General features: G+C 64.9%; 4 protein-coding genes. All 4 read left to right on the top strand.

Annotated features, from left to right (window positions below; translation table 11 throughout):
- The first annotated feature begins 47 nt into the window (after positions 1 to 47).
- Positions 48 to 560 (top strand): MerR family DNA-binding protein, encoded by a 513-nt coding sequence (locus JOZ76_RS11560; protein WP_291698759.1) that lies wholly within the window; start codon positions 48 to 50, stop codon positions 558 to 560.
- Positions 561 to 615: 55 nt separating this feature from the next.
- Positions 616 to 1185, top strand: coding sequence for a GbsR/MarR family transcriptional regulator (locus JOZ76_RS11555; RefSeq protein ID WP_291698758.1), 570 nt, complete (start codon positions 616 to 618; stop codon positions 1183 to 1185).
- Positions 1186 to 1196: 11 nt separating this feature from the next.
- The gene (locus JOZ76_RS11550) at positions 1197 to 1862 is read left to right on the top strand and encodes a DUF4166 domain-containing protein (RefSeq protein WP_291698757.1); all 666 of its coding nucleotides are present in this window, start codon (positions 1197 to 1199) and stop codon (positions 1860 to 1862) included.
- Positions 1859 to 2872 (top strand): NAD-dependent epimerase/dehydratase family protein (locus tag JOZ76_RS11545; protein ID WP_291698756.1); only part of this gene is annotated, 1014 nt, incomplete at its 3' end. The genes JOZ76_RS11550 and JOZ76_RS11545, both read left to right, overlap by 4 nt.

Here is a 2872-nt window from a genome sequence, read left to right as displayed (position 1 = left end):
AGTGGGGGCGCGGAGCTGGCTGACATGTCGCCTCAGGAGTTCGAGCCATGAGCGGGACGGACGGTATTGATGCAGCTCATCGAGAGCCGCACCAGGATGTCGGCTGCGGCTTCGACATCTTGCAGGCCCGCCACGGCTCGTTCCAGCTTTCTTTTGCGCAACGACCCGGGATTTCCGATCGCAGTTTCGCCGATGTCGCGCGTGCCGAGGCTGCCGATGCGTCGCATCCTCATACGCGTGGCGGGTTGCTTCGACCGCCAGCGCGATCGGGCGGACAGCGGATCTACGACCCCGTAGACGTCAGCCGCCTTGCATTCATCCGGCGCTGCCGCGACTTTGACTTGTCGATCGAAGCGGTCGGCGCGCTGCTGACGCTGCTCGACCGCCATGGCTCCTGCACCGGTGCGCGGCAGCTCGCCGAGCGTCGTCTCGATGAGATCTGCCGCAAGCTCGCCGAGTTGCGTGCGCTCGAGCGCGCCCTGGCCAGCCTCGTCAGGGAATGCGCCGGCAGTTGCGACGGCGGGCCCGCCGCCGACTGCGTGATCCTCCGCCCGCACTGAGGGGTGCGACCAAATGGACCTTGACGAGCGGCTCCTTCGGTCAGATATTTCTGTCATGACAGAAACAACAGACAAGAAAAAACTTCCCGCGGTGGTCGAGCGCTTCATCCTGCATTGGGGCGACATGGGCGATCGGTGGGGCGTCAATCGCTCGGTCAGCCAGATCCACGGGCTGCTCTATCTCGCGGAAGCGCCGATGACCGCCGAGGACATCGCCGAAACGCTCGGAATGGCGCGCTCGAACGTCTCCAATTCGCTGAAGGAGCTGCTGTCCTGGAACCTGGTCCGGCGGGTGCCGATCCTCGGCGACCGCCGCGACCACTTTGAGGCCGAAACCGACATCTGGGAAGTCGCCGCGCGCATCGCCGCCGGCCGCAAGGAGCGGGAAATCGATCCGGCGATCGCGGCATTGCGGGCCTGCGTGTCGGATGCCGCCGACGATCCGACCATCACTGCGGTGGCCAGCAAGCGGCTGAAGGAAATGCTGGCGTTCACCGAGTTCGCCGACCGCTGGTACACGCAGATGCTCAGGGTGCCGCGACAGCGACTGATCGCGCTCGTCAAGCTCGGCGAAAAGATCGTCGGCTACCTGCCGACGGGAACTCCTACACGGCGAGGCGAGTAGCGGAGCGTGCTATGGCGTCAGCAAGGATCTCACGCAGCTTCGCACTGGCGCCACCTCCTGCAAAACTGATCGATGATCATCGTTTCCGCGCGCTGTTGTCCAATGAGGACTGGGGCCGCTTGCCACTCGCGGTCTGGCGGCGCTTTTCGATGCGGCTCGCCGACGGCAACACCATCGTCTATGTCGGCGAGGTCGATTCCGCCGATATCAGCTTTGCCGGCTGGTGCATCGCGCAGGCGGTGCGCCTGATCGGCGGCCCGCTGCCGACCGGCGCCGAGACGGGTGTTCCGATGATCGTCGCGGTGACCGAAGATGCGGCGACCGGCGGCCAGATCTGGACCCGGATGACGGGGCGCCGGCGACGCTTTCCGCAGGTCATTCACTCGTGTAAGCGCTTCGCCGGTCCGACGGGGCTGGAAGAATATGTCGGCTGCGGGATCGGCGTGGCCTTGCGCATTAGCGTTGCCAGCGAGGCGTTGGTGTTTCGCAGCGTCGGCTATTTTCTGCAGATCGGGCGTTTGAAGTGGCGCCTGCCGCTGTGGCTGACGCCGGGCGATCTCACGGTGACCCATGCCGATCTCGGCGGCGATGCCTTCCGCTTCACGCTCGAGATCGTTCATCCGCATCTTGGCAGGCTGCTGCGCCAATCTGCAGTTTTCAAGGAGGCCACGTCATGACGCCGCTGCTCTGGATCCTGGTCGGCCTGCAGATTGCGATGGGCGCGTTCGACACCGTCTATCATCATGAGCTGACCGAGCGCTTGGCATGGCGTCCCCCCCAGCGCCGTGAACTGAAGCTTCATGCTGTGCGCAATGCCCTCTATGCGCTCCTGTTCCTTGTTCTGGGCTGGTTCGAGATCCACGGCCTCTGGGCTGCCCTCATCATCGCGGTGCTGGCGGCCGAAATCGCGATCACGTTGATGGATTTCGTCGAGGAGGATTTGAGCCGCAAACTGCCCGCGAGCGAACGCATCAACCACACGCTTCTCGCCATCAATTACGGCGTCATTCTCGCCTTGCTGCTGCCGATCCTGGTCGACTGGACGCTGCAGCCGAGCGGGATCAAATCCGCTTATGCGGGCTGGTTGAGCTTTGCGGCAACGGCTTCGGCTATCGGCGCCGGGCTGTTCGGCCTGCGGGATTTTGCCGCCGCACGGCGCCTTGCGCGGATCACCAGCGTGCCGGTGCGCGACGTGGTGGACGGATTGTCCGAGCCCCAGACCGTGCTCGTGACCGGGGCGACCGGCTTCGTCGGCAGCCGCTTGGTCGCGGCCTTCGCCGGCGCCGGTCATCGCGTCATCGTGCTGGTGCGTAGTGCCGCCAAGCTGGAGCTGCTGCCGCCGCCATTCACCGTCATCACCAGTCTCGATCAACTGCCGGCCGATACCCGCGTCGATGCGATCGTCAATCTGGCGGGCGAGCCGATCGGCAACGCCCTCTGGACGGACATCAAGCGACAAAAAATCATGGAATCCCGGATCAACATGACGGCCGACGTGATCGGTTTGATTGCGCGGCTCGAACGCAAGCCGGCCGTGCTGGTCAGCGGCTCGGCAATCGGCTGGTATGGTCTCTGGCAGGATCAGCCGTTGACGGAATCCGCCAAATCGCACGCCTGTTTCAGCCACGAGCTCTGCGAGGCCTGGGAAGCCGCGGCGCACGGTGCGGAAGCGCACGGCGTCAGGGTC

This window comes from Bradyrhizobium sp., from assembly GCF_019244115.1.
Taxonomy (GTDB): domain Bacteria; phylum Pseudomonadota; class Alphaproteobacteria; order Rhizobiales; family Xanthobacteraceae; genus Bradyrhizobium.
The sequence above is the reverse complement of the archived record's forward strand: the minus strand, read 5'-3'. Positions and strand labels throughout refer to the sequence as shown.